The organism is Candidatus Aeolococcus gillhamiae (assembly GCF_016464765.1).
Taxonomy (GTDB): domain Bacteria; phylum Chloroflexota; class Dormibacteria; order Aeolococcales; family Aeolococcaceae; genus Aeolococcus; species Aeolococcus gillhamiae.
In genome coordinates, this window is the sequence record NZ_JAEKNS010000114.1 from 1 (window position 1) to 18863 (window position 18863).

General features: G+C 68.8%; 19 protein-coding genes, 2 tRNA genes and 1 pseudogene. 13 read left to right on the forward strand and 9 right to left on the reverse strand.

The window, feature by feature from the left end; all coding sequences use genetic code 11:
- Window positions 1-288: pseudogene (locus JF886_RS11010) on the reverse strand (hypothetical protein); the annotation flags it as partial.
- A gap of 721 nt (window positions 289-1009) precedes the next feature.
- Between JF886_RS11010 and JF886_RS11015 the strand changes: the two are divergent.
- Window positions 1010-1531, forward strand: coding sequence for an aminoglycoside adenylyltransferase domain-containing protein (locus tag JF886_RS11015; protein ID WP_337312407.1), 522 nt, complete (start codon window positions 1010-1012; stop codon window positions 1529-1531).
- A 351-nt stretch (window positions 1532-1882) separates the two neighbouring features.
- Here the strand turns inward: JF886_RS11015 and JF886_RS11020 are convergent, their stop codons facing one another.
- The 3 genes from JF886_RS11020 to argS all read right to left on the reverse strand — a co-directional run bounded on the left by JF886_RS11020 (window position 1883) and on the right by argS (window position 4954).
- Window positions 1883-3043: a tyrosine-type recombinase/integrase gene (locus JF886_RS11020; protein ID WP_337312409.1), complete on the reverse strand. Its 1161-nt coding sequence runs from the start codon at window positions 3041-3043 to the stop codon at window positions 1883-1885.
- A 127-nt stretch (window positions 3044-3170) separates the two neighbouring features.
- A tRNA-Glu gene (locus tag JF886_RS11025) sits at window positions 3171-3247 on the reverse strand.
- A 30-nt stretch (window positions 3248-3277) separates the two neighbouring features.
- Window positions 3278-4954, reverse strand: a complete 1677-nt coding sequence (gene argS / locus JF886_RS11030; protein WP_337312411.1) for an arginine--tRNA ligase — start codon at window positions 4952-4954, stop codon at window positions 3278-3280.
- 80 nt (window positions 4955-5034) lie between these two features.
- Here argS and JF886_RS11035 point away from each other — a divergent pair, with 80 nt between their 5' ends.
- The gene (locus tag JF886_RS11035) at window positions 5035-5898 is read left to right on the forward strand and encodes a UTP--glucose-1-phosphate uridylyltransferase (protein ID WP_337312413.1); all 864 of its coding nucleotides are present in this window, start codon (window positions 5035-5037) and stop codon (window positions 5896-5898) included.
- Window positions 5895-6380 carry a hypothetical protein gene (locus tag JF886_RS11040; RefSeq protein ID WP_337312415.1) on the forward strand — a complete coding sequence of 162 codons (486 nt, stop codon included), beginning with the start codon at window positions 5895-5897 and terminating at the stop codon, window positions 6378-6380. The genes JF886_RS11035 and JF886_RS11040 overlap by 4 nt, the downstream gene beginning before the upstream one ends.
- 12 nt (window positions 6381-6392) lie before the next feature.
- Here the strand turns inward: JF886_RS11040 and JF886_RS11045 are convergent, their stop codons facing one another.
- Both JF886_RS11045 and JF886_RS11050 read right to left on the reverse strand, forming a co-directional pair.
- Window positions 6393-6905, reverse strand: a complete 513-nt coding sequence (locus JF886_RS11045) for a hypothetical protein (RefSeq protein WP_337312416.1) — start codon at window positions 6903-6905, stop codon at window positions 6393-6395.
- A 76-nt stretch (window positions 6906-6981) separates the two neighbouring features.
- Window positions 6982-7155, reverse strand: coding sequence for a hypothetical protein (locus JF886_RS11050; RefSeq protein WP_337312418.1), 174 nt, complete (start codon window positions 7153-7155; stop codon window positions 6982-6984).
- A gap of 73 nt (window positions 7156-7228) precedes the next feature.
- On the opposite strand from JF886_RS11050, the gene JF886_RS11055 reads away from it, so the two are divergent.
- Entirely contained in the window at window positions 7229-8374 is a 1146-nt protein-coding gene (locus JF886_RS11055) for a CaiB/BaiF CoA transferase family protein (RefSeq protein WP_337312420.1), read from the forward strand.
- Window positions 8371-9000: a TetR/AcrR family transcriptional regulator gene (locus JF886_RS11060; RefSeq protein ID WP_337312421.1), complete on the forward strand. Its 630-nt coding sequence runs from the start codon at window positions 8371-8373 to the stop codon at window positions 8998-9000. Before JF886_RS11055 ends, JF886_RS11060 begins: the two co-directional genes overlap by 4 nt.
- A gap of 7 nt (window positions 9001-9007) precedes the next feature.
- On the opposite strand, the gene coaE is transcribed toward JF886_RS11060, so the two are convergent.
- Window positions 9008-9607 carry a dephospho-CoA kinase gene (gene coaE, locus JF886_RS11065; protein WP_337312423.1) on the reverse strand — a complete coding sequence of 200 codons (600 nt, stop codon included), beginning with the start codon at window positions 9605-9607 and terminating at the stop codon, window positions 9008-9010.
- A gap of 65 nt (window positions 9608-9672) precedes the next feature.
- Here coaE and JF886_RS11070 point away from each other — a divergent pair, with 65 nt between their 5' ends.
- Window positions 9673-10302: a DUF3105 domain-containing protein gene (locus JF886_RS11070; protein ID WP_337312425.1), complete on the forward strand. Its 630-nt coding sequence runs from the start codon at window positions 9673-9675 to the stop codon at window positions 10300-10302.
- Between the two features lie 57 nt (window positions 10303-10359).
- Window positions 10360-10887: a hypothetical protein gene (locus JF886_RS11075; RefSeq protein WP_337312427.1), complete on the forward strand. Its 528-nt coding sequence runs from the start codon at window positions 10360-10362 to the stop codon at window positions 10885-10887.
- Between the two features lie 5 nt (window positions 10888-10892).
- Here the strand turns inward: JF886_RS11075 and JF886_RS11080 are convergent, their stop codons facing one another.
- A complete protein-coding gene (locus JF886_RS11080; RefSeq protein ID WP_337312428.1) occupies window positions 10893-11156 on the reverse strand; it encodes an excisionase family DNA-binding protein in 264 nt (87 codons plus the stop codon).
- A gap of 198 nt (window positions 11157-11354) precedes the next feature.
- Between JF886_RS11080 and JF886_RS11085 the strand changes: the two genes are divergently transcribed.
- Genes JF886_RS11085 through JF886_RS11100 form a run of 4 tightly spaced genes read left to right on the forward strand, consistent with a single transcriptional unit; the run spans window position 11355 to window position 16680 of the window.
- The gene (locus JF886_RS11085; protein ID WP_337312430.1) at window positions 11355-12320 is read left to right on the forward strand and encodes an AAA family ATPase; all 966 of its coding nucleotides are present in this window, start codon (window positions 11355-11357) and stop codon (window positions 12318-12320) included.
- Window positions 12317-13513 carry a DUF58 domain-containing protein gene (locus JF886_RS11090; protein ID WP_337312432.1) on the forward strand — a complete coding sequence of 399 codons (1197 nt, stop codon included), beginning with the start codon at window positions 12317-12319 and terminating at the stop codon, window positions 13511-13513. The genes JF886_RS11085 and JF886_RS11090 overlap by 4 nt, the downstream gene beginning before the upstream one ends.
- 3 nt (window positions 13514-13516) lie before the next feature.
- Window positions 13517-15877, forward strand: coding sequence for a transglutaminase-like domain-containing protein (locus JF886_RS11095; RefSeq protein ID WP_337312434.1), 2361 nt, complete (start codon window positions 13517-13519; stop codon window positions 15875-15877).
- 59 nt (window positions 15878-15936) lie between these two features.
- A complete protein-coding gene (locus JF886_RS11100) occupies window positions 15937-16680 on the forward strand; it encodes a tyrosine-protein phosphatase (protein WP_337312436.1) in 744 nt (247 codons plus the stop codon).
- 64 nt (window positions 16681-16744) lie between these two features.
- On the opposite strand, the gene JF886_RS11105 is transcribed toward JF886_RS11100, so the two are convergent.
- Window positions 16745-16823, reverse strand: a tRNA-Asp gene (locus JF886_RS11105).
- Between the two features lie 61 nt (window positions 16824-16884).
- Between JF886_RS11105 and JF886_RS11110 the strand changes: the two genes are divergently transcribed.
- Together JF886_RS11110 and JF886_RS11115 are read left to right on the forward strand one after the other, a co-directional pair.
- Entirely contained in the window at window positions 16885-17325 is a 441-nt protein-coding gene (locus tag JF886_RS11110; protein ID WP_337312438.1) for an NUDIX hydrolase, read from the forward strand.
- Between the two features lie 36 nt (window positions 17326-17361).
- Window positions 17362-18555 (forward strand): cysteine--tRNA ligase, encoded by a 1194-nt coding sequence (locus tag JF886_RS11115; protein WP_337312440.1) that lies wholly within the window; start codon window positions 17362-17364, stop codon window positions 18553-18555.
- The last annotated feature ends 308 nt before the right edge of the window (window positions 18556-18863 follow it).

An 18863-nucleotide genomic window follows, 5' to 3' on the forward strand; every position in this document is an offset into this window, starting at 1 on the left:
GCGGTCGCTCAAGCTGACGCGGTACGGTAATGCTCGAAGCTCGTCCGGAGTAACCGCAACCTCGGCTTCGCGCAATCGCTGCGCAAAGCGCTGCCACTCATGCTCTTCGCCTGTCTCCTCGGCATTGTCAGGCAGCACCACGTTGTAAACGTTGCGCACAACGTGTGCGATCGACATCGGCGTTGCGTGCCTACCTGCTGTCTCGCCCAGCGGCGCAGAAGTCGTCCACCCTCGGTCGTCCAAGAGCGAAACTTCACGCCCGTCGGACAGCAGTGCAAACTCGCGCACTTTGAATGACGTCCCACTGCCGCCATTTGGACCCGATTCAAGGTCACACCAGGCTCCGAGCCCTACTACCGTTGCTGGATTTTGGTTCAAGAACCCACGATCCGAACCATAGAGGCGCTGAGTCGATTCGGTGCAGTCATCGAAGCGCATAACAGAGGCAGGACTTGCTGGGTCGTCCTCGCACCGATATGTGCATGTCCCAACGGGAAACCGAGGATCTCACGGGGATCCGTAAGGCACCGAGCAATACAGATTCTGGGCTTTCGTGAAGGCTGACGCACCTCTGCCAATAGACACAAATACCAAGCTGCGCCAAGCCGCGTAGGTCGTTCCTTCACACGCGCGACGTGCGACAGCACGGTTGCCTGAGCCGCCGCCCGGATAAACGTATGCCGATCCGGGGGAGCCTTTGTATCGCCAGACACCGTCCGAGAAGTACTCCTGCAGTTCGACCGTCACCGTAGTCTTCGTATTTGGACAGGTCCCCTGATACCACCAGCCGTGAGCCGAAACGTCCCCTGACGACGGGTGCGCATAGTCGCCGTCGACGTACGGCGAGCAGCTGGCCGCCGGAGCTGTCCCGCTGCTCGTGACGGGTGCCGGCACCGGAACAACCACACCATCGCCGGCACCTGGATACGGCGCTGGAACAGGCACGCCGCTCGGCTCCGCAGGTACAGCCGCGTGGACGGCCCGCCCTGCGCTCGCTGATGCCGGCTCGTTGTTCGCTGCGGCGGGCTGCATCGTCGCAGTCACCACACCGAGCAGCAGCGTGCTTGCAGTTGCGGCGATCATCAGGCGTCTCAATGTCGGTGCACCCGCCTATTCGAGGTTTGTGCCCTCATCATACGGCCCCGCCGTCGAAACCCTGATTCCTGAGATCCCACGAGAGGAGTACGTAGCCGCCGTGGGGCGATACCTGACGGAGTACATGAAGCCGGTTACCCAGCAGTCGTCCTTGGCGTCTCAGGCCTACGCGGTCCTATCTGCATGCCGCGCCTTGTACACAGTGAAGTCTGATGCGGATTTATCGAAGCTAAAAGCAGCCGAACAGGCGAAGAAGGACTTTCCGCACTGGCGACGCGTAATCAATGATGCGCTTGAGTGGCGCAGCCATCAGTGGCAGTCGCCGACGGCCGAGACTGCCAGCATTGCAATGAAGATGGCCCCTCGCAGCCGGGCCTTCGTGTCGGATATGGCAGGGTTCGTCCGGGACCCCGACTCCGGTGTAGGCCGACACTAGGACCCGCGGCCGCATTTGTTGCGAGGAGGTGACGCTCCGTCTCCGGCCCGGGTCCTCCGCTCAGGGCTCCCGAGCCTGACGCATCGGCCGTCTCAGTGGCGATCGTCGACAACGGGGCAAGCTGAGCGGCACTACATGCGCCGTGCTCCACACCGCCGGCTGGGGCGTCTCCGGCGGAGCACACCGGGTACTGGGTGTATGTAGGAGGGCAAGGCGCACGGCGATGACCGCCGCCCCGAGGTCCGCAACGATCTCTGACTCACCGGCTGGCCATCCGTATCGTGTCGCGTTGGCAGCGCTCAAGGTTGCTACTCGAACTGGCGAAGCCAGTCACCTTGCATGCCCATGGATTCAGCTCTCAGAAAGGTCAGCTGTCGCCAGCGACTCCTCGAGCCGCCGAGATGCCTCCTCGTGCATCCCGGGCACCACGTGGCCGTAGACCGTGAGCGTAAAACTCGGGTTGCTGTGGCCGAGACGCTCGCTCACCACTTTGGGATGCTCGCCCGCCGCCAACATAAGCGTGGCCATGGTGTGCCGGAGCCCGTGCAATGGCAGGCGCGGCAAGCGCGAGTCGTCGAGGAGCCGATAGAAGGACTTGCGCACCCAACCGGACGTCAGCGGCCGTCCGTAGTCGGTGGCGAACACCAGGTCGAGGTCGTCCCAGAGTGCACCCGCAACCAGGCGTTGCTGGGCCTGGGCTGCGCGGTGCTCATGCAACGCGATCAGGAGCTGCGGTGGCACAGACACCGGCCGAGCCGACCGATGCGTCTTCGTCGCCTTGAAGCGGACCACACCGTCGTGGCGTGAATCGAGTGTCTGCAGGATCAGCAGGCGCCCACCGCTCCCTTCCACATCGCACCAGCGCAACGCGAGCAACTCGCTGAGCCGTAGGCCGCAGAGCAGCGCGGTGCGAAGCGGCAATCCGAAGGGATGGTCTTCGAGGACGTTCAGCAGCGTGCGCGCTTGCTCAGCGGTGAGCGTGCGCGGCGTTGCCGCCGGGATGGTCGGTCGGTCAACGGCGTCCACCGGATTCAGCGAAATCGCCTGCCACGCCACGGCGTGGCCCATCGCTCTGTGCAGGACGTTGTGGATCTTCCTCACCGTTGCGGGCGCCAATGAACCGCCCGTCTTCCGGTTGCCACCGACGCGCAACGCCTGCTCGGCCGCGATCACGTGGGTCGGACGAAGGTTCTGGAGAGGGATATTGCCGAGGTGGGGGATGAGGTCGTGCTCGACAATGTCCCGATAGCGCAATCGCGTCCGCAACGCCAGCGAAGGCTCGACATAGTCGCGGAGCCAACGCTCGAGGAACTGACCCACCGTCTCCTTGCTGGGGTCGACGTAGGTACCCCGCGTCATCGCACTCAGCTGAACAGCAGCCTCGCGCTCGGCTTCCTTCTTGGTGCCACGGATAGTGAACGTGCGGCGCAGACGCCTGCCCGTGCGCGGGTCCCGGCCTCGTTCGAGGATGACCTCCCAGGCCCCCGCCGAACGGCGGTGGATTCGGCTCACGCCGACGGTGCCGCGTGCTCCCGCGTCATGTTGCCCAGTATCGCGGATTTGGGCAACATTTGGGCAACATTTCGCCGGTCAGGATGTCCGTCAGCCGCCGCGCTGGCCCGGTTTTGTATTCAAAACTTGGTACCCCGTATCGGATTCGAACCGATGATCTCCGCCTTGAGAGGGCGGTGTCCTGGGCCTCTAGACGAACGGGGCGGGGCTTGCGAAGTATAGGGGCGCTCGGTGCTACATCCGGTCGGGCGCGGCGATCCCCATGAGAGCGAGCGCGCGAGCCAGAGTCACCCGCACCGCTGCAGCGAGGTGGAGGCGCGCGGTGCTGAGCGCGGGTGCGCCGGCGTCGACGATGCGGTGGTCGTGGTAGTAGCGGTGCCACGCCGCGGCGACGCTGTGTGCGTAGAAGGTGAGCCGGTGCGGCTCGAGGTCGTGGGCAACGCTACGCACGACCTCGGGAAGGTCGAGGAGCAGCTGGATGAGCGCTGACTCGTCGCGGCCGAGAAGGTTGAGATCGGGGTTCTCGAGAGGCACCCCGTCGAGCTCTGCCTGGCGGAAGACTCCGGCGCAGCGCGCGTGCGCCATCTTCACGTAGTACACCGGGTTCTCGTTGCCCTCCTTGGTGGCGAGGTCGAGGTCGAAATCGATGGTCGAGCCCGAGGCGCGGCTGATCAGGAAGTAGCGGATGGCGTCGCCGCCCACCTGATCGAGGATCTCGCGCAGCGTCACATAGTGGCCTGAGGCCTTCTTCATCTTGGTGCCGGCGACGGTGATCAGCTGGGTGACCACGATGCGCAGGCGCGTGTCGTCGATGCCGAGCACGCGCAGCGCTGCGAACATGCGCGGCAGGTGTCCGGCATGGTCGGCGCCGACGACGTCGACGGCGCGGTCGAACGCGCGCTGCTCGAGCTTATCGAGGTGATAGGCGATGTCGGTCATGAAGTACGTGGGCAACCCGTTGCTGCGGATCAGCACCTCGTCCTTCTCGCTTCCCAGCTGGGTGGCCTCGAACCACACTGCGCCGTCGCGCTCGACCACGCACCCCGTCTCCTTCAGGCGCTGCAGCATGCGATCCACGGCTCCACTGTCGAACAGCCCCTGTTCATGGAACCAGCCGTCGAAGTGCACGCCGAGGTGCTCCAGGTCCTGGCGGATCTCGGCAAGTTGCGCGGCGAGCGCCTTCTCGCCGAACGCGTCTGCGGACACGTCGCGAAGCCCGTCGCCGTGCTCGGCGAAGAGGAGCTCGGCGGCGTGCTCAGCCGCCGGGTACGGCTCGGCTGGCGGGGGGTCGTCGATCCCGCAGAGGCGCCGGTAGAACCATGCGCAGTTGACCGCGAAGGTGCGCATGCGGCTGCCCGCGTCGTTGACGTAGTACTCGCGCTCGACACGGTGGCCGGCGGCGGCGAGCACGTTGGCGAGCGCGTCGCCGACGGCGGCGCCGCGGGTGGCGCCGAGCGTCACCGGCCCGGTCGGGTTGGCGCTGACGAACTCGATCTGCACGGACCGGCCTGCGCCTTCGCCGAGCGACGCGTCTCCCCACCGCTCCCCAGCGCTGATGATCCCGCCGAGCTGCGCCGCGAGCCACGCCGGCGCCAGCCGCATGTTGATGAAGCCGGGGCCGGCCACCTCGGCAGACTCGATGATCTCGCCGCCGCCGAGGTGTTCGCGCAGCAGCTCGGCGATCCCACGGGGGGCCAGTCCCAGCACCTTGGCCAGGCGCATCGCCAGGTTGGTGGCGACGTCGCCGTGGCTCGGGTCATTGGGCTTCTCGACGACGATGTCGGTGCGCACCTCGGACCGTGGCAGCGCTCCCGCGGCAACCGCTCTGTCGAGGGCGGCGGCGAGCTCAGCGCTCACCGCGCTGGCCACCAACTGCGCGTCCGGCACCGCTGCCTCCGTCGAGATTGTCAAGGAGGCGCCAGTGTAGTGGGCACCGCCGAACTGCTCGTCAGAGAGCACAGCAAGCGGCCGACGGGCGACAATGCGCCGCCGTGGATCTCCGCCATTGCGTCATCCCAGCCGCCGGCCTGGGGACGCGATTCCTTCCCGCCACCAAGGCTCTCCCCAAGGAGTTGCTGCCTGTTCTCGACCGACCCGTGATCCAGTGGGGCGTCGAGGAGGCGGTGGCGGCGGGAGCCGGCGAGATCGTCGTGGTGATCAGCGAGGGCAAGGAGCTGATCCAGGAGCACTTCAGCGTCCAGCCCGAGTTGGAGGCGTTGCTCCAGAAGCGCGGCAAGCTGGACGAGCTCGAGGCCGTGCGCGCCAGCGATCACATGGCGTCGTTCACCTGGGTCCGCCAGGACGAGCCGCTCGGCCTCGGCCACGCGGTCCTCTGTGCCGCAGACGCTGTCGGCGACCGGCCCTTCCTGTGCATGCTCCCGGACGACCTCTCCTACGGCCCGGACCCGGTGCTGCGCCAGCTGGTCGACGCCTACCGCGAGCACCAGACGCCGATCCTGGCGCTGATGCGCGTTCCCCGCGACCAGATCTCCCGCTACGGGTGCGCCGCCGTCGTCGAGTCCCACGGGCGCATCCACCGGGTGAGCGCGGTGGTGGAGAAGCCCAAGGCCGAGGACGCACCCAGCGACCTGGCCATCATGGGCCGGTACGTGCTGACGCCCAACATCTTCGAGGCGCTGCGCAGCACCCAGCCTGGCGCGGGCGGTGAGATCCAGCTGACCGACGGCATCGCGACCCTGCTCGACGCCGGCGCGGTGCACGGCGTCGAGTTCACCGGTGAGCTCCTCGACGTCGGCACGCCCGCCGGCTGGCTGGCAACCAACGCGCGGCTCGCCATGGACGACCCCACCCTGGCCGTCGCCCTGCGCGCCGCCGTGGAGGTGGGCGCCCGATGACCATCTTCCGCAGGGAGTGGGGCGCGATCACCTTCGTCCTCACCGTGCTCGTCGGCGCCGTCGCGGTGGCCATCTCCCTGGTGGTCACGGGCTCCCATCAGCCGCCGGTCCCGCCACTGCCGCCGTGCCCCTCGTACACCCCCTACGTGGTCACGCCCACGCCGTCCGCGACCGCGACGCCGTCTCCGTCTCCCAAAGGCAGCGCCAGCGCCAGTGCCAGTGCCTCGGCCACGCCGTCGCCCACCGCACTGGTCCCCGCGCCGACCCCGACCGCGTTCAATCCGGCGCTGGCCAACTGCCCGACGGCGCCGGCTCGTCCGCCGGCCACACCGACTGTCTCGGTGTCCCCGGGCGGCCCGACGCCCGCACCCACCCCAACGCCCGTGCCCACGCCAACGCCGGTGCCAACGCCCACGCCGACGTCCGTCTTCAACACACTGCCGCCGGCCACGCCGACGCCGTCGCCGACGAAAACGCCCTAGTCCAGGCCAGGCTCAGGCGGCGAGCAACAGCGTTCCGTTCTCCGCGCTGATCGCGGTGCGCTTCAGCTCGAGACCCACCAGCGGGGGATGGCCGACGTCGAGGACCACGGCGATGCTGTCCGCGAGACGCAGGCCGCCCAGGCGCACGCAGTCGCGCAGGAAGGTGAAGGCGAGAGGGCGGACCAGGTTCCAGATGTACTGGCGGCCGGCCTGGGCGTCGTCGTCGCCATTCACCTCGCGGAGGCTGTGGTCACGAAAGGCCAGCACGCACACCTCGTCGGTGAGCTGGACCGGCGCCGTCCAGCTGTAGGCCTCGTCGTCTCCCCGCAGCGTGATCAGGGAGTCCTTGGCGGTGAAGAGGCTGAGCCGCTCGACGAGCCGGCGCATCGGTCGCGGTGGACCCTCGACGATGAAGGGCACGTCGCGCAGGCGCTCGTTCCACGCCTGCGCCGGGTAGCGTGCGCTGAAGCCGACATCGTCCACCCCGCTGAAGGGCGAGGGGACCTTGATCACCAGCTCGTCCATGCTCACACCTCCGTTGCGACCGGGATCAGCGCGACGGTGTCGATCTCGGCCGGGTCCTCGCGGCGTTGCGGTGGGATCAGGGTAACCCCAAAGCCGCATGGACATCGTGCTCAGTTTCGCCGTCGACGCGTACACCGTCATCAATGCGGAACAGACCGTACTCATCCCGCAGCTTGAACGCGTTCCCACCGCGGATCTCGCAGAGGTCGGCGATCCGCTCCAGCGTCCGGAGGACGTCGGCGTTGCTCACCATGCGACTGGAGTTCGAATCTACCACAGCGGGGAATCGGCCGAGCCACCGCTTCACTACACTCGCTTGTCCGATGCCCCTGACCGGCGTGCGCGTCCTCGACCTGAGCCGTCTCCTGCCGGGGCCGTTCGCCACCATGATCCTCGCCGGCCTCGGCGCTGAGGTGATCAAGGTAGAAGACCTCGACGGCGGCGACTACATGCGCTGGATGCCTCCGCTGCAGGACGGCACCGCAGCGATGTTCACCGCCATCAACCGTGACAAGCGGTCGCTGCGGCTGGACCTCAAGTCGGCGCGCGGCCGCGAGCTCTTCCTCGACCTGGTGGCGAGATCCCACGTCGTGCTCGAGAGCTTCCGCCCTGGGGTGATGGACCGCCTCGGGCTGGGGGCCGCGGCTCTGCACGCGCGCAACCCTCGGCTGGTGATCTGCAGCATCTCCGGTTTTGGACAGGATGGGCCGGATCGTTTGCGCGCGGGTCACGACCTCAACTACCTGGCTCGCGGGGGGGTGCTCTCGATCAGCGGTGCCCCTGACGCGGCGCCGGCCATCCCCGGCGTGCAGATGGCCGACCTCGGGGGTGGTGCGCAGAGCGCCGTCATCGCGATGCTCGCGGCGCTGCGCCGCGCCGAACAGACCGGCACCGGCAGCCACTGCGACGTGTCGATGCTCGATGGCATGCTCAGCTGGATGTCCCCACACATCGCCGCTGCGCAGTCGGGAAGCACTGCGGGACCGTCGGCGATGCTGCTCAACGGTGCCCACCCCTGCTACCACGTGTACCGCTGCGCGGATGGGTGGATCACGGTAGCGGCCCTGGAGCCGAAGTTCTGGGCGCGCCTGTGCGCGCTGCTGGGCGTCGAGGACCTGCGCGACAGCGCCTTCGCCACGGGGACAGAGGCAGACCACGCAGTCGAGCGCTTGGAGGGCGTGTTCCGGGGCGCGACGCGCGCGCAGTGGCGCGAGCGGCTCGGGGTTGAGGACGCCTGCTTCGAGCCGGTGCTCACCATCGCCGAGCTGCTCGAAGATCCGCAGGTGCGCCATCGCGCCCAGGAAGTGGACGGGTCGCCGGTGTGGTTCCCCTTCCGGGTCGGTGCGCAGGCGCACGCCCCCACCGGCCCCGCTCCCGGGTACGGCGCCCACAGCCGCGCCCTGCTCGCCGAGATCGGCGTCGGCGATGCCGAGTGGGCGCAGCTGGTCAACGACCGCGTGACCGCGTGAGCTCCCGCCCGGCGGCGCGGCCGACGCGGCGAAGTGCTCGTACCCGTGAGCGGATCATCGAGGCCGCCACCGAGGTGTTCGCGCGCCGCGGTGTGCACGGCACGCGCGTCGCCGACATCGCCGAGCGCGCTGGTATCGCGTACGGGCTCGTCTACCATCACTTCCGCAACAAAGAGGAGATCCTCACCGCCATCTTCGCGGAGCGCTGGGCCCAGTACGTGGCCTACCTGGAGGAGGTGGCGCGGATGCCGCTCTCATTTCGCGAGCGCATGGGCCGGCTCATCCATTTCTGGGTGGAGACCTACCGTCAGGAGCCGGACCTCATGGCCGTGATGATCAACGAGATCACCCGCTCATACGAGTTCCTGGAGTCACACGACATCACCGCCGTGCTGGTTGCCTTCGACCCCATCGAGCGGATCATCGCGCAGGGTCGTGACAACGGCGAGGTCCGCGCCGACCTCGACGCCAAGCTGGCCACCTACGTCGTGCTCGGCGTCGCCGAGATGGTTCTCACCGGCTACGTGATCGGCAGCCTGCCTCGAACTGACCAGGACGCGTACGCGCGCGACGAGCAGCAGCTTCTCTCGCTGCTCCTCGACGGCATGAGCGCCGGCAGTGCGTAGCCGCGCGTCAGGTGGCTTCGACCACCTCGCGCCACCAGTCATCCACCTGGGCGGTGGTGGCCTCGCGGCTGCCCTGGTTGTCGATCACCCAGGTGGCCCGTCCTCGCTTCTCTTCGATGGGCAGTTGCGCGACCAGGCGGCGCTGCGCGGCGGTGTCGTCGAGGCCATTGCGCTCGCGGATGCGCAGCAGCTGGGTGGCGGCCGGCGCGTACACCAGCATGGTGCCCTCGAACGCATTCTCGCCGTCGCGCTCGAACAGCAGTGGGATGTCGGCCGCCACCAGCGGTGCGTCCGACTGCAGGGCCGCGAGGATACGCTCCTGCATCAACGCGTTGATCCTCGGGTGGGTGATTCGTTCGAGCTCGCCGCGCAGCTCAGGGTCCGCGAACGCGATGCCACCAAGCGCAGCCCTGTCAATGGCGCCGCCCGGGTCGAGCACCGCGGCGCCGAAACGCCGCACCACGTCATCGAAGGCGGCCGCTCCGGGCAGGAGCACCTCATGAGCGATGGCGTCGGCGTCGATCACCGCGGCACCGCGGTCGGCCAGCAGCGCGGCCACAGTCGACTTCCCCGTTGCAATTCCGCCGGTCAGTCCGATGAGCCGCATCGGCGCACCCTACACCGCGATCGGGACAGGGCGGCGCGACATTTGACCCCTGCTACAGTCCCCGGATGCGTCGCCTCCCTGTCCTCCTGCTCGTGGTTCTCGGCCTGCTCACCGCGTGCGACCCCCCCCAGACCAACGGCGTCACGGTGAATTTCGTCGGCAACAGCACGTGTGACACCAACGGCCAGAGCGCCTACTCGCCGTCACCGCCGAACACCAACACGCCGCCGGTCGGTCAGCCAGTCGACGAGATGCCCCACTACCACGTGGTCGAGGGCACCAAGATCACCTACATGCACAACCCGCCGACCAGCGGCTGCCATTACAGCCTCGGCGGCGGCGCGGCACCGCTCAAGCCGGGCATCTACCCGTCCACGAACACCAAGCTGACGCCCGAGTACTGGGTGCACAACCTCGAGCACGGCTACATCGTGGTCACCTTCAACTGCCCCAGCGGGTGCACAGCCGACCTGCAGACACTGCAGTCCTGGTTCCTGACCCTGCCGCCCGATGCCGGCGGCACGGTCCCGTACGCGAAGTTCATCGCCGTACCGGACTCCGCCCAGAAGGAGAAGTTCGACGCCCTGGCCTGGGACTGGTTCGACCCTGTCGGATCGACGCTCAACCTCAACGAGATCAAGAAGTTCTACGCTTGCCACACCAACCAGGCGCCGGAGGGGGCAAGAACCGCGTAGCGCGGCTCTGCGCTGGAGGAGGCAGGTGCCGGCTCGGTGACTCCTATACTCGTGGCGATGTCCAAGGCCAAGCAGCGCCGCGCCCCCGCGCGCGCCCGCACCGCACGGCCGGCGCGCCCCCGGCCACCGCGCGCCGGAGCGGCCGTGGTGGCGGCTGAACGCGGCCAGGTCTCGTGGTCGTCGTGTCTGATCGGGCTGTTCGCGGGAGAGGTGCTGCTCTTCCTGGTGAGCAACCTCGCGTTGGGCATCACCAACGCCGCCTTCGGCAGCGCCGGCTTCCGCACCGCGGACGGTGGGATCGTCGGTGTCTCCACCTTCCTGGCAGTGTTCTTCGGCGGCTATCTGGCGGCCCGCCTGGCGGGCCGCTTCGGCCTCTACCAGGGGGTGGTCGTCGGCGCCGGTTTCATCGCCGTGGGCGCCATCTTCCAGCTCGCCCAGGAAGCCCAGATCGTGCACAGCTCACTGGCCAGCGGCACACATACGCTTGTCGACCTCGGCCCCATGAGCATGGGCAACCTGATCAGCGGCGACATGCTCGCGCTAGTCGGCGGTTCAATCGGCGGACTGTTCTCCCGGCGTCGCTGACGCGGTCAGCGGGGGACGTTCTCGCCGACGCGGTTCGCGGTCGGGGTGCCAGCCACGTCCCGGCCGTAGGCGATCCCGACCAGGTCGACCCTGCCCAGCGAGCGGGCGAACTCGAGGCAGGCGGAGCGGGCGAAGCGGAGATGCTTTCCGGGCGTGTGCCAGGCCTGGAGGTGGCCCTGGGCCACGGCGCGGCGCAGCGTGGACCTCGAGACCCCGCACAGTGCAGCGGCCTCACCGGTGGTCAGAATCTGTTCTTGCATCGCGGCCATTCACATCCCTCCTGAAATCAGAGCCCGCCATGGCTCCAAGGGGTTCGCCCCCCCCAAGTTCTCCTGGCCCACTGTATACACCACCTTTGGTGCGCTTGTCACGTTTCCGTGAACTCTACACCAGTTCGGGACAATCGAACCAACTGAGCCGTCCGTATACTCAGCGGTGCTTGGTTCTGGCGTCTCAGGGGAGCTGTCATGGGTCTCGTCCAAGGTGTGGTCCGCCGCCTCGTCTCAAGCGTCGGCACCGTCATCGTGGGCAAGGACCAGGAGGTCGAGCTCTGCGTGCTCGCCCTCCTCTGCGGCGGCCACGTCCTGATCGAGGACGTCCCCGGCGTGGGCAAGACCATGCTCGCCAAGGCCATGGCCAGGGCCACCGGCTGCAACTTCGAGCGCCTCCAGTTCACCCCCGACCTGCTCCCCGGCGACGTCACCGGCGTCTCCGTGTTCAACATGAAGACCACCGAGTTCGAGTTCCGCAAGGGGCCGATCTTCGCCCAAGTGCTTCTCGCCGACGAGATCAACCGGGCCACCCCCAAAACGCAGTCCGCGCTGCTCGAGGCGATGGAGGAGGGCCAGGTCACCGTCGACGGGGTCACCCACCCGCTGCCCTCGCCGTTCATCGTCCTGGCCACCCAGAACCCCATCGAGCTGGGTGGCACCTTCCCACTGCCCGAAGCGCAGGTGGACCGCTTCCTCGTCAAGGTCAACCTGGGCTACCTCGCGCTGTCCGACGAGGTGGCCATGCTCGACCGCTTCCAGCGCGAGTCGCCGCTCGACGAGCTGGCCGCGGTCACCGACGCCGCCGAGATCGAGTCGTGCCGCCACGAGCTGCAGGGCGTGTTCTGCCACCACTCCCTCAAGGAGTACTGCGTGCGCATCGTGCAGCGCACGCGCGAGAGCACCGACGTGGCGCTCGGCGCCTCGCCGCGCGGCAGCCTCGGGCTACTCCACGCCGCGCAGGCGCGCGCCGCCGCTAAGGGCCGCGACTACGTCACCCCGGACGACATCAAGGAGCTCGCCCACCGCGTGCTCGGTCATCGCATCGTCCTCCGTGCCAACGCCGAACTGCGCGGCATCACCTCCGCACAGGTGATCGATGACGTGCTCGCCAGCGAGGTGGTGCCCGCAGAGCGACAGCTGATGGCCGGCGAGGGGTCGTGAGCTCGCGGGTTCCCCTGCTCGCCGGGATCGCGGCGCTCAGCTTCTTCGCCGGCATCACGGGAATCCACCTCGCCTACACGCTGACGTACGTGCTGGTCGCGTTGCTCATCCTGGCGTTCATCTGGACGCGCGCGATCGCGCGGCGCATCAGCGTGGATCGCACCTCGCCGGAGGGCTCCTACTCGGTCGGTGAACCGTTCAGCGAGCACTTCACCATCCACAACCGCAGCCTTCTGTGGGTGCCGTATTGCGAGGTCCACGACCGCAGCGAGATCCCCGGCTACGCCGCCGGCAGGGCGTGCGCGCTGGGTGCCGGTGACAGCGTCTCATGGACGGCGCGCGGTCACTTCACCGCGCGGGGCCGCCATCGTTTCGGCCCCGTGGAGGCACGCATCGGCGACCCCTTCGGCCTCTTCAGCAGGACGGTGCGCCTGGCCGCGCGCAGCGAGGTGACCGTCTACCCGGCGCTGCACCCGCTCGAGGACATAGGCCCGCTGTGGAGCGGTGACGGGGCCGGCGACATGCGCCGCGGCAAGGCGGTCGACGTCCCGCCCGAGGTGTCGTCGGTGCGTGATTACGACTCCAGCGACGGCATGAGCCGCATCCACTGGGCATCGACCGCGCGGACCGGGCGGCTGATGAGCCGCACCTACGACACGCGCTACAGCGCCGACCTGCTGGTGATCCTCGACCTCCGCGCCGGTGTCCACTCAGGCCAGGCTCCGGAGTCGTCCCTGGAGTACGCGGTGTCCATCGCGGCGTCGATCGTCAACGCGGTCGCGCGCCGCGGCCAGGCCGTGGGATTGATCACCAACGACGCCGAGATGCGCGCCTTCGGGGCCGGCCGGGGAGAGGCGCAGCGCATGCGGCTTCTCGACTACCTGGCCACCGCGCGGGACAACGGGACAGCGCCTCTCGCGCACGTCGTGAGCAGGCACGGAGAGGGCTGGCGCGGACGGGGCGGGATGGTGGTGGTGAGCGGCGACCGCGACCCGGCCTGGGTCGAGGCTCTCGTCGACTCCGGGACGCGTGGGCAGCGCCACCTCGCAGTGCTCCTTGAGACATCGTCGTTCGGCGCCGCCGGCCCGCCGATGCGCATCCCGGCGGCCTGGCGGCTGGCTCTGGACTGGTGGCTGGTGCGCCGTGGCGACGTCCTCGGCAGCGGCGAGAGGGCGCGCGCCGCCGGCGACTGAGCCATGGGTGTCGCCTCCGCTTCGATCGGCGTCCGGCCCCTGTCGCCGCGCCGCCCGGCGACCGCACTGCTGACGGCGCTCCTCGTCGCCGCCACCGGCTGGGCGGTGCTGGCCGGCGGCTGGAGCGACGGCGTCCCCAGCGTGGTCCTCGTTGGAGTCGCCGGGGCGCTCGAGGGCGTGGCGCTGGCGCGGACCCGGGTTCCGCGTCTGGTCGCGCTCACCGCCGCCCCCGTGTTCCTGTTCATCAGCCTGCTACCCACCAACGCCGGCCTCCGCCCGACCGCCGGCGCGGCCGAAGGCTTTGGCCATCTGGTCGGCCAGTACGCGAGTGCGGCGCTGACCGGCCTGCTCGGCAATGCGCAGTGGGAGTTCAACGTCGCGCTGGGAGCTCTTCTCTGGGTGTGCGGAGCCTGGGGTGCCTGGTTCGCGGTTCGGGAGAAGCGCGGCGCGACCGCCACCGGGCCGTGCTGGGTGGTTATTGCCGTCAACGTCATCAACTCGCCCTCCACCAGCAACGCCACCCTTCCGGCGTCCCTGGCCGCGGCGACAGCGATCATGCTGATCGCAGCCGTTCATCTCGACCGACTCAGCGACAGCTGGCGGCAGCGTCGCGTCAGCGTGCTGCCGGGCACCAACGGCCGTTTCGCTGCGGCCGCGGCCGCAGCGGGCGTGCTCATCGTTCTTCTCGCGCTGCTGGCGCCGCCACTGAGCAGCTCGGACATCTCTGGCCGTCTGTTCGGTACCGGCAGCGGGGCGGCCAAGGGTCACAGCGGCTCGTCGGGGTCAGGCGGCGGGTTGGGCGGCGCCACGGTTCGCTTCAACGCGGCCACCATCCCGGGCGGCGGCCTGACTCTGTCCAGCACGCTCGTGCTCACCTACCTCCCCAGCCTCTCCACGGGCGTGTACCTGCGGATGGCCACGGACAGCGTGTTCGACGGCGGCAACTGGCTGCCCGCGGAGAGCGCCAACGGCAATGGCGACGACACCCAGGAGATCGCGCTGCCCGGGCCCATCTCCCGCGACCGGCGGCCGGCGGTGGGCGGCGTGGGAGGGCAACAAGAGAGCGTGTCGGTCGCGGTGAAGATGGTCGACGACACCACGGACACCAACGTCCTCCCCTTCGCCGGCGAACCTGACAGCACCACGCTGGCGGCCCGGGTCAGCGGCCTCACCGGGCCGGAGACAACCAACGGTCAGCTGCTCACCATCGACACGGTCCGGGCGTTGCGCCAAGTCATGGGTACCGCGTTCACCACCACCGCGACGCAATCGACGGCGACCGAGGCACAGCTGCGCCAGGCCGGAACGTCGTATCCCTCGTTCATCACCCGCGACTTCCTCGGCCTGATCGACGACGGCACCGGCGGCCCCGGCGTCATCGGCGCGCTAGCCCGGCAGTGGACACGGACGGCAGCCACCCCATATGACAAGGCCGCCGCCGTCGAGAGCGCGTTGCGCGACCCCAAGCTCTTTCACTACACGCTCAAACCGCCGCAGCCGCCGAGCACGGTCAGGGAGTGGCCGGTCACCTACTTCCTGACCAGCAGCCACAGCGGCTACTGCCAGTACTTCGCGACGGCCATGGGCGCGATGCTCCGCGCCGTCGGCATCCCGTCGCGACTCGTCAACGGCTACGGGCCCGGGACCACCCCCAACGCGGCCGCGCGCAGGACCAACCCGGACTCCGCCTGGACCGTGACCAGCAACGACGCGCACACCTGGGTCGAGGCGTACTTTCCCGGCTACGGCTGGATCCCTTTCGAGCCCACTCCCTCGTCCATCGCCGGCGCCTATCAGCCGTTCACCCGAGGGCCGATCGGTACGACCAGGTCAGTGCCCAGCAGCGGTGGCCCCGTGGCGGCGCCGAGCCCGAAGCCCGCACCCCGCGACGTCACGACGCCGAACGGCCCCAACACGCCGCGATGGAGCGGCGGGCGCGGGCTGCTGGTGGGCCTGGGGGCAGTCGCGGGCTCGATGATCCTGGTGACCGCGCTATTCGCAACGTGGTTCCTGAGACCGCGCAATGTTCGCGGCGTGTGGCGGCGGGTCGGCATCATCGGTCGGTTGCTGGGGGTGCGACGTGACCGGGCGCTCACGTTCGACGAGTACGTCGACCGTCTTACCGCCGCCCTGCCCACTGACTCACGCGCGTCAGGTGGCGTCCATCCGGCCGCAAAGAGACCTCTATGGCCGGTGCGCCTCGCCGATGCGTTGCGCGACATCGCGACGATCAGTGATCGCACCTTCTACTCGTCGCCGAGCGCGCGGTCCGACGAGCTGACGAGCCTGAGAAGCGCATGGCGGCGGGTGGCGATGCTGACGCCCCACCTCGGCCGCGGCCGGGGCGCTGAGCCGGCGGGCTGATCCGACAGCAGCGCAGGAGTGCAAGTCGTGAATCGCCACCGGTCGGGTAGGGTAGGAGCGTGGTCACAGGACAGTCCGACGCGCTCCATGTCGACGGACTCCTCAACCTCCGTGACCTCGGCGGGTTGCCCATCGAGGCGGGTGGAGAGACTCGGTTCGGTCGGCTGCTGCGCAGTGATTCACCGCACCAGATGGATGAGACCGCCGCGCGCGCTCTGGCGGGGGCGGGCGTCACCACGGTTGTCGACCTGCGCACCGCGTCGGAGCGGCAGGAGCGGCCCAACCTTCTTGTCAGCGTCGGAAAGATGCAGTGCGTCAACGCGCCGATCTTCAACGACGACGATGAGTTCCCGAGCGGCCTGACAACCGCTACCGACGTCTACTGCTGGTGGCTGCGCGACCTCGGCGTCGGCATCAAGGCAGCGATGGCAGCGATCGCCGACGCGACGTCTGCGCCGGTCCTCGTGCACTGTCACGCCGGCAAGGACCGCACCGGCGTCGTGGTCGCGCTCGCACTGCTGCTCGCCGGCGTCGGTGTCGACGCGATCGCCGACGACTACGCGCTCAGCGGGGTGCAGCTCGCCGACATGCTGGCGCGCGACAGGGTAAGCGCCGTAGAGCGAGGCATGGACGCGGTGCGTGCCGAGCGCCTGTTCACCGTGCGCCGCGAGGCCATGGTGGCGACGGTGGAGCGCATCGAGTCTGACCACGGTGGCGCCGCCCATTACCTGGCGGAAATCGGCCTCGACGAGGAACGGCTCGATCGCCTGCGCCGCCTCCTGGTGGCTCCGGAGTGGCCGTAGCGCCGCAGGGGCCTTCGCCTCACCGCAGGCGAGGCGAGAGTCCTCCCCTCAAATCCTGTCAAGGTGGCGACCCCGATCGGATTTGAACCGACGATCTCCACCTTGACAGGGTGGCGTGTTAGGCCAGGCTACACCACGGGGCCGCGGAGAGCGGATCATAGCATCGGGGTTTGGCCCGACCCGCCGCGCGGCTACGCTGCGCTCATGCCGCGACGTCGTCCCGATGAGATCTCTGCAGGTGGTGTGCTCGCACGTCCATCGGTGAATGGCTGGGAGGTGTGCATGGTGCGCGCCAGGCGCTACTGGGGCCTTCCCAAGGGCCATGTCGAGGCCGGAGAAAGCGCGGAACAGGCCGCGCTGCGCGAGATTTCAGAGGAGTGCGGCGTGGCGGTCGAGTCACTGACAGTGGTGAGCAGGTTGCCGGCGTCGGAGTACGCCTATCGCCGTGCCGGGAGGCTGACGTTCAAGTTGGTGGAGCATTTCCTCATCACCGCACCGGCGCACACGGAGATCAGACCGCAGGCCGGCGAGATCGACGAGGTGGAATGGCTGAGCATTGACGAGGCTGGCGCGCGCGCCAGCTTCAAAGACACCCGCACGGCGCTGTCCGCGGCTCGAACCGCGCTCCCCGCTCTGCAGCACTGACGGGCAGCCACCGCCGCGTCCCTACAATCGAACCACGTGCAACTCTTCGACACCGCGACCGAAGCGCTCGCCACGCTGACCCCGCGCGACGGTCGCGTCGGGATGTACGTGTGCGGCCTCACGCCGTACGCCGGCGGCCATCTCGGCCATGCCTTCACGTACCACACCTTCGACGTCATCGCCCGCCGCCTCTGGGCCGACGGCGTCGACGTGCGCAGCGTCCGCAACGTGACCGACGTCGATGACGACATCCTGCGCGTTGCCCGTGAGCGCGGAATCGACTATCGCGTGCTGGGTGATCGCGAGACGCTGCGCTTCGATCGCGACATGGCGGACCTCGGCCTGCTCGACGTCGATGCGGCTCCGCGCGCAACCAACCGGGTTCCTGAGATGGTGGACTGGATCAACCGTCTCATCGCACGAGGTTCTGCCTACGAGGTGCAGGGTTGGGTGTACTTCGATGTGGCGCGCTTCCCGCGGTACGGAGCATTCAGCGGCCTCGATACTGTGAGCATGGTGGCGCTGTCGCGCGAGCGCGGCGGTGATCCCGACGACGCGCGCAAGCGCGATCCACTCGACTTCGTTCTCTGGCAGCCGTCTCTGCCGGACGAGCCACGCTGGCCGTCGCCGTGGAGCTCGGGCCGCCCCGGCTGGCACATCGAGTGCACGGTGATGGCGGCCGCCGAGCTGCCTCTCCCGGTCGACATCCACGGTGGCGGCGACGACCTCATCTTCCCCCACCACGAGTCCGAGATCGCCCAGGCCGTGGCGGGTGGTGTGCGTTCGTATGTGCGCCACTGGGTGCACGTGGCCATGGTGGGCTACCAGGGCGAGAAGATGAGCAAGTCGCTCGGCAATCTGGTGTTCGTCCGCGACCTTCTCGACCGCGTCCCCGCGGCGGTGATTCGGCTGCTGCTCTGCGCCCACCACCATCGCGTGGCGTGGGAGTACGACGAGGCCGAGCTCGATCGCGCGCAGGCGCGATGGCTCAGCTATCAAACAGCTCTGGGCAGCGAGGCCATGTTCACCGCCACCGACGCGCAGGCGGTCTACGACGATTTCATGACCTGCATCGACGATGACCTCGACACTCCCGGTGCACTGGTCATCCTCGACGAGGTGGCCGGGCGTCCCACGCTGCCCCGCCGAACCACCGGCGCGGATGTGAGCGCGGCGCAGCTGATTGGCCCGCTCCTCGACGTGATCGGAGTGCCAATAGCGGGGCTGTAGACCCGCCCCACGCGGCCGCGCCGCGCGGGGACCCCGTTCTTCTCACAGAGGGGCGATGCGCCCCTCTCGCCGCGTCGGCAGAGCCGGCGCAGCGCACTCCCCACTCGGCGCGATGAATCGCGCCGGGCTCGCGTCCGCTGCCCCACGCGGGCGGGCCGCGCGGGGACCCCGTTCTTCTGATAGAGGGGCGATGCGCCCCTCTCGCCGCGTCGGCAGAGCCGGCGCAGCTCACTCCCCACTCGGCGCGATGAATCGCGCCGGGCTCGCGTCCGCTGCCCCACGCGGGCGGGCCGCGCGGGGACCCCGTT